Annotated in this window: 8 protein-coding genes; 6 read left to right on the top strand and 2 right to left on the bottom strand. The window is 47.2% G+C overall.

The window, feature by feature from the left end; genetic code table 11:
* From DW826_RS18405 to DW826_RS17130, 3 genes are all read left to right on the top strand, one after another.
* The coding region (locus tag DW826_RS18405) for a hypothetical protein (protein WP_181968108.1) at window positions 1–417 on the top strand (417 nt) is incomplete at its 5' end.
* A 122-nt stretch (window positions 418–539) separates the two neighbouring features.
* On the top strand, window positions 540–860 hold the full coding sequence (locus DW826_RS17135; RefSeq protein WP_117485849.1) for a hypothetical protein: 321 nt from the start codon (window positions 540–542) through the stop codon (window positions 858–860).
* Window positions 861–913: 53 nt separating this feature from the next.
* Entirely contained in the window at window positions 914–1516 is a 603-nt protein-coding gene (locus tag DW826_RS17130) for a hypothetical protein (RefSeq protein ID WP_117485847.1), read from the top strand.
* A 94-nt stretch (window positions 1517–1610) separates the two neighbouring features.
* On the opposite strand, the gene DW826_RS17125 is transcribed toward DW826_RS17130, so the two are convergent.
* Window positions 1611–3404 (bottom strand): acyl-CoA dehydratase activase-related protein, encoded by a 1794-nt coding sequence (locus DW826_RS17125; RefSeq protein WP_117485846.1) that lies wholly within the window; start codon window positions 3402–3404, stop codon window positions 1611–1613.
* 750 nt (window positions 3405–4154) lie between these two features.
* Between DW826_RS17125 and DW826_RS19025 the strand changes: the two genes are divergently transcribed.
* The 3 genes from DW826_RS19025 (at window position 4155) to DW826_RS17110 (ending at window position 6019) form a co-directional block, all read left to right on the top strand.
* Window positions 4155–4661 (top strand): MATE family efflux transporter, encoded by a 507-nt coding sequence (locus tag DW826_RS19025; protein WP_347472419.1) that lies wholly within the window; start codon window positions 4155–4157, stop codon window positions 4659–4661.
* Between the two features lie 11 nt (window positions 4662–4672).
* The gene (locus DW826_RS19020; protein WP_347472418.1) at window positions 4673–5515 is read left to right on the top strand and encodes an MATE family efflux transporter; all 843 of its coding nucleotides are present in this window, start codon (window positions 4673–4675) and stop codon (window positions 5513–5515) included.
* Window positions 5516–5614: 99 nt separating this feature from the next.
* Entirely contained in the window at window positions 5615–6019 is a 405-nt protein-coding gene (locus DW826_RS17110) for a hypothetical protein (protein ID WP_117485842.1), read from the top strand.
* A gap of 29 nt (window positions 6020–6048) precedes the next feature.
* Here DW826_RS17110 and DW826_RS17105 read toward each other — a convergent pair whose 3' ends face one another.
* Complete coding sequence (locus DW826_RS17105) at window positions 6049–6378, bottom strand: hypothetical protein (RefSeq protein WP_117485741.1); 330 nt, start codon at window positions 6376–6378, stop codon at window positions 6049–6051.
* Between the last annotated feature and the right edge of the window lie 72 nt (window positions 6379–6450).

The raw sequence follows: 6450 nt of genomic DNA, 5'->3' as shown, positions 1-6450 counted from the left end.
ATCCGGACAAGTGGTGTAAAAGTACCCGTAATATTCAAAAATGGTCGAAAACTTGCTTTTAATGGCGGTTCACCAGAAGATGTCCCCTCAGACGTTTCTATTCCCACTGGCAACAATTTAAAAAGCATCATAGGCGGTATATGGGAAGAATTGAATATGACAAATGTAAAAAATATCAATGTAGAAAAAGGTGAGGAAGAAACAGTTTATCATATAGAGTTTATACAACGCAATAAGGACTCTGAAGCCGGAACTTTAAATTCCAATATTCTCTTCCTTTTTACTAAGCGGACCATGGTTGTTACATATAGTGAAAAAGAAAAACGAATTAAAAAAATCGACTTTTTGAGAATTGGATTAAAAAATTCAGCCGAATATATCCCTGTTTCCGATCATGATATTCTAACATTCGAGTAGGTCATACCAATTTATGGACAGAATACTGGAAAATAGCTGTGCTAATTAGTTTCTCTGATAACGCAATACATATGTAAAAGTGTTGAAAAAAATATGTTGAGCATTGGAAGGGAGGAAAATAAATGTTCAGAGATAAAAAAAAACAAATATTGCTGTGTAAGGCATACTTGATTATAACAGTTATTGTTGTTGTTGCATATGTATTTGATAAAACGGGGATGGATCATGAGTTTGTTCTCAGGCTAACGGGTGTAACAATCTTGTTCTTTACTATTCCTGAGATAGTACAGCAAAGTTCTTTGACGTTGTCTGAAAAATTATTTATTAATGTTCCGGTTGTCATATTTAGCGGTGGAATTTGGTTGCATACAAATGGAAAAATTTGGAGTTACATAGTATTAACGATTGCAGTAATAACAGCAGCTAGAATTGGTAAAAAATGAATCTATTAAAATTTTAAGATGGAGATTTATCTAAAAGCAAAGGAGGAAGTTCTGTGAAAAAAATATTTTTAACATTATGTTTATCTTGTCTTCTTATTTCTACAATGTTTGTTTCTACATATGCAACAACAATGAATGTAGCAGACAATTATCTGGAAACAGATAATTATATTTTGAAACGTGAAAACAGCAGCGAAAAAACTATTGTGTATGTCAAAGGAAAAGATGGGGCAATATTGCATACAATTGTAAATTATAATGGAGCAATATTTGTTGACAATATAAAATTATGCGAGACTGGATATATCAGACAAAGCTTAAATATAAATGAGTTTGCAACAGCTAATAGTGGGAGATCAGGAACAATCAAGTGGGAAGCATGGCAGGATATGGCAACACAGGAGATAGAGACAGGAGGTCTTACATCTGCTGTCATTGCAGGAGTTATAGCTGCTGCAGCGCCATGGGTTGGTGTAAGAGTTGCGGCAAGTGTAGCTGCTGCGGTTGCAGGAAAATATGATACCGTTACAATTTCAGGAAAGATTCGTTATGGTGGGGATCAAGATGACATAGGTTATTATGAACGTAAAACATATTTTTATGGAGATGGAAAATTGATTAAAGGACCAGTAACCGATTCTGGGGTTTTGGATTAAAGAAAGGATAATAATAACATTGCATAATAAAAAGAAGGGGCTGTTGCATTGTTGCGACAACCCCTTCGATACTGTCAGTAGTTTTTCGCAGCTTTTATTTTGTTTTGTCTTTTTCCGCCTCCTGCTCCCTCGCATTCATGATCAGCATCTGAAGCCGGTTCTCGATGTTTGCGAAGCTGACATCCGGATCGTAGTCGAGAGGAAGGATCTGGATGTCCGGGTAGAGCTCCTTTAAGCGCTTGGAGATTCCGCGGCCGACGACGTGGTTCGGCAGACAGCCGAACGGCTGCAGGATCACAAAGGCACGGCAGCCGTGGGCGGCATGGTGAAGGATCTCTCCAGGGATCAGGACACCCTCTCCGGCATCGAAGGTGTGGTGGATGATCGGATCACTCTCCTTTACAAGCTCCGGAAGGCGGACCGCCGGGCGGTCGTAGAGCGGGTGAGCACTCGCGATCTTGTCCGCCGCATCGTGGGCGAGATCAAAGAAGAGATCGGCCATCCGGTACCAGAGTTTTTCCTGGAGCGGCTTATGTAAATGGTACTCACGGACCTGCATATCCCGGTAGAAGTAGGATTTCTGGATGACATCGGACATTCTCGCCTCGATGATCTCGAAGCCGTGTTTTGCGCCGTTTACGCCATGCCTGGAAAGTCCGTCGATCACAGCGTCCATCGCCTGCTCAAAGGCGGCATCGGCATTTCCTTTTGTGAGCTCATAAGGACGGATCTTCCGGAGCAGCTCCTCCAAAATATCGATCATCGGAAGCGCGTAGGCGATCCGGAGCGCGGAGAGGAGATTTAAGCGGAATCCCGGATGGAGGTTATGGAAATCCGCATCGTCGTTTGTGAGGATCGGAACATCGGAAAATCCTGCGTCATCGAGCGCCTTTCTTAAAAGTGCACTGTAATGCGTCAGACGGCAGTCGCCGATATATTTTCCGGTTGCGATCGCGACATCTTTTCCATCGTATTTTCCACTCTTTAAAGCGGCGAGCGCTTCACCGATCACGATCTGGGCAGGGAAGCAGATGTCATTGTGGACATATTTTTTGCCGAGACGGATCGCCTCGTCCCGCCCGATCGGCAGGGGCTCCGCGCGGAGCCCCTGTCTTTCCATCGCTGCCGACATGACGCGGCAGAATGCGTGGGAGGTATTCGGGATCAGAACGATGCGCTCTTTTCTGTCTTTCTTCTCGTACTTTACCGGGTACGGATCCGTGAGGGCATGGACCGGAGCTTCCTCGTGCTTTTCTCTCTGCATCCGGACTGTCTCGATAAAGGATCGGACACGGATCCGGAGCGGCCCCTGGATCTCACTCTCGTCGAGCTTTAAGACGAGCGGGATCTTCCCGGATCCCTGTTTCATGAGACGGATGATCTCATCGGAGAGGTAGGCATCATGGCCGCAGCCGAAGCTTACGATCTGGACATATTCCAGGTGTGGATTTTCAGCGGCAATGACAGCGGATCCGAGCATTCTCGCATGGTAGTTGTTGACGACATCGAGACGGCTGTTGGTGAGATCCACGTCGTTGACACCCGGAACGGCATCTGCGGTGAGGACCGGGATGCCAAGACTCGTGAACATCTCCGGAAGGTTGTGGTTGACCAGCGGATCATTCTGATACGGTCTCGAGGCGGGGATCACGGCGTAGCGGTTCTCCTCCGTGACCTGTTTTAAGATCCGTTCGCCTTCTGCTAAGAGCTCCTGGTGGAAGGAATCCTCCGCCATGTCGGCATAGCGGATCGCAAAGAGGACGCTTGCAAGCTGGTCTGCGTGGTGGCGGCGGTAGTCAGAGTATAAGAGTGATTCGGTCGTCTTGTTGAGGACCGTGATTTTTGTAGTGGTGGAACCGACATCGATTCCGATGAGTAATTGTTTCATATATTTGATCTTTCGTGATATTGATTTATCGGGTCTGCACCGACAGAAAGAAAAAGGGCATAAACCCGTTTCGTACCTGGATTTACGCCGATTTCTACACGATGCTGGTGATTTTAGCGCTGGATTTTTTAAAAGTCAAGGAAATCGGTGCGAGGGAAGCGTTAAAAACATGTTAAGAAGTGAGCGGCTTCGGGCGGGGCGGTGGGCTTCCGCTCGGGAGTGAAGAGGGAGCTGAGTGGCTTCGGGCGGGGCGGTGAGCTTCTGCTCGGGAGTGAAGAGGGAGCTGAGTGGCTTCGGGCGGGGCCGGTGAGTTTCCGCTCAGGAGTGCAAGGTGATCGCGGGAAGGTTCCTCTAGGCTTGCAGGAGACTGCTAAGGGCGAATGCCAGGTGACACAACTCGCTGCGCTCAAACAAGTGTCACCTGGCATTCAACGCATTCTCCCGCGAGCCAAGAGGAAGCCAGATCCCGTGATCAAGGCACTCCTGATCGGAAGCTCACCGGCTGCAGGCGCATTGACCGCAGGATAAGGTGGGAGGGATAGGTGAAGACTGTGGTTTTAGCTGCGGTACAGGGGAAAATCGGCATACTATGATTTACGTGAACAATGAGCCAAGGTCTGCGCTTGCGTGAGACATTGGCGACTGTCGCGATAACAAGGGGAAACTCGCGAAGCGTGTTTTCACTTGTTGAAGTTTCATGGAAAATCCAGTATAATTTTGGAAGATTATGATACTTTTGGAGGGGTTTTTATGAGCCGGACAAGTATGGATATGACGCGGGGATCTTTGAAGAAACAGATCCTGTTTTTCAGTATTCCGCTGATGCTTTCGAATTTGCTGCAGGTTCTGTTCAACATGTCAGATATTGCGGTGATCGGGCAGTTTGCGGGGGCGATGTCTCTGGGGGCGGTTGGTTCTACGACGACGTTGATCTCGATGTATACAGGATTTCTGATCGGACTTTCCGGTGGGATCAATGTGCTGACGGCGCTTTATATCGGGGCGAGGAACCGGAAGTCGGTTTCGGAGACGGTACATTCGGCGTTTCTTGTCAGCCTGGCGGTCGGATTGATCCTGCTGATTTTGGGAGTTTCTACATCGCGCGGTGTGCTGGTGCTTTTAAATACGAAGGAGGAGCTGATCGACAAGGCCGCTCTGTACATCCGGATCTATTTCCTGGGGATTCCGGCGCTTGCGCTTTATAATTTCGGAAACGCGGTGTTCAGTGCGGCCGGGGATATACGGGGCGTCCGCTGAGATATCTGTTTTTGTCGGGGATCGTGAATGTGATCCTGAATCTGTTTTTTGTGATCGTCTGTAAGCTTGATATAGTTGGAGTGGCGCTTGCGAGTGCGTTGTCTCAGTGCCGTTCGGCGTTTCTGATCGTGATGGCATTGTTCCGGAGTCATGAAGATTTCGGACTGCATCTTGCAAAGCTCCGGCTTTCGAAGGATAAGGCGCAGGCGATCCTGCGGCTCGGGATCCCATCTGGTTTTCAGAATGCGATCTTCGGGATCGCAAATCTGTTTGTTCAGCTCGGCGTCAATTCTTTCAGTGCCGTGATGGTAGCGGGAAATTCCGCGGCGGCGAATGCGGATGCGCTGATCTACGATGTGATGGCGGCGTTCTATACGGCCTGCGCGAGCTTTATGGGGCAGAACTACGGCTCCGGAAACAAAAAGCGTGTGCGGGACAGTTATTTTGTGAGTCTTGCATATTCATTCGGGATCGGACTTGCGATGGGACTTCTTCTCGTCGTGTTCGGAAAGCAGTTCCTGTCCTTATTTACGAATGACCCGGAAGTCATGGCAGCGGGAATGAAGCGCCTGACGATCATGGGATTTTCCTATGGGATCTCCGCGTTCATGGACTGCACGATCGCGGCATCCCGGGCACTCGGAAAGAGTCTGGCACCGATGGTCATCGTGATCTTGGGTTCCTGCGTATTCCGGATCGCGTGGGTCTATACGGTCTTTGCGTATTTTCAGACGATCCCGTCCCTGTATCTGCTCTACAGCTGTTCCTGGTCGCTCACGGCGATCGCGGAGATCCTGTATTTTGTACATGCGTACCGGAGGGCGATGGAGAAGATCGCGGAAACGCGGAGCTGACAGGGGGTGTTGAGCGGGAGATGATTCTTGTTTGGATGGCTGGAAAATGGGTGATAGAAAGAGCGTAATAACTCGGAATTGATGGAGGTAGTGTGAATTATGAAAAAAATTGTATGTGCAATGCTATGTATTCTGCTTGTATTTAGTTTGAGTGCTTGTGGCGGAAATGTTAATGAAGTAAATACGCATAATGTAGAATCTGAAATATATTCTGAAGAGGACATTGCAGCCGCTATTGACACCATAAAAAAAGAGTTTAAGAGCAACTGGAATGGATGTACTCTTACAGAAATTTATTATGCAGGGGATGACAGCTCTAAAGACCATCAAGATTGGGCAGATAGGAACAATGCAGATGAAGTCATTGTTTTGCTATCTTCATTCGATGTTGATTCATCTGGAGGAGAAGGTTCTCTGAATCCAAATAGTACATACAATGATTGGAATTGGATTTTAGTTAGAACAAACGGCGGACAATGGCAACATGTTGACCATGGATATTAAAATAAATTCCAGTTTATGTAATAAAATTCTCATGCAAAAGCTTCTTTTAACATATCCGAAAAATCCTCAATGTAATACCCGGAATTATCCTTTCGCCAGAAGGCGCAGTATGTCTTCCGGACAGGATCCCCGTTTCTGACGAGAGGAATCCGGTCAATGGTGGAATCCGACCATACAGGATCGCCGATCACATCGACGGGCATATATCCCTGTCCGGTGATGATCTTCAGGCGCGCTTCCTGGACGGAATCAGCAAAAAGATAGTCCCCCTTGATCCCGATGACATCTTTGTAATAGGTCTGTTCCTCCTTCTGACCGGCCGGATGGATCATCAGGATACAGGGGATATTTTTTAACAAGAATCAGCAAGAATTCTCCCACCTCTATAGATGGTGAGATGAATTGCTATCTCTTGCATAGTGCCATAGTTG

This window comes from Clostridium sp. AM34-11AC (genome assembly GCF_003435375.1).
GTDB classification, from domain to species: Bacteria; Bacillota; Clostridia; order Lachnospirales; family Lachnospiraceae; genus Pilosibacter; species Pilosibacter fragilis.
This window is presented reverse-complemented; position numbering and strand designations above follow the sequence as displayed.

Bases quoted from the DNA above. Each gene is read 5' to 3' on its own strand.
- DW826_RS17135 (WP_117485849.1), top strand. From the start codon at position 540: ATGTTCAGAGATAAAAAAAAACAAATATTGCTGTGTAAGGCATACTTG.
- DW826_RS17125 (WP_117485846.1), bottom strand. From the start codon at position 3,404: ATGAAACAATTACTCATCGGAATCGATGTCGGTTCCACCACTACAAAA.
- DW826_RS19025 (WP_347472419.1), top strand. From the start codon at position 4,155: ATGAGCCGGACAAGTATGGATATGACGCGGGGATCTTTGAAGAAACAG.
- DW826_RS17110 (WP_117485842.1), top strand. From the start codon at position 5,615: ATGAAAAAAATTGTATGTGCAATGCTATGTATTCTGCTTGTATTTAGT.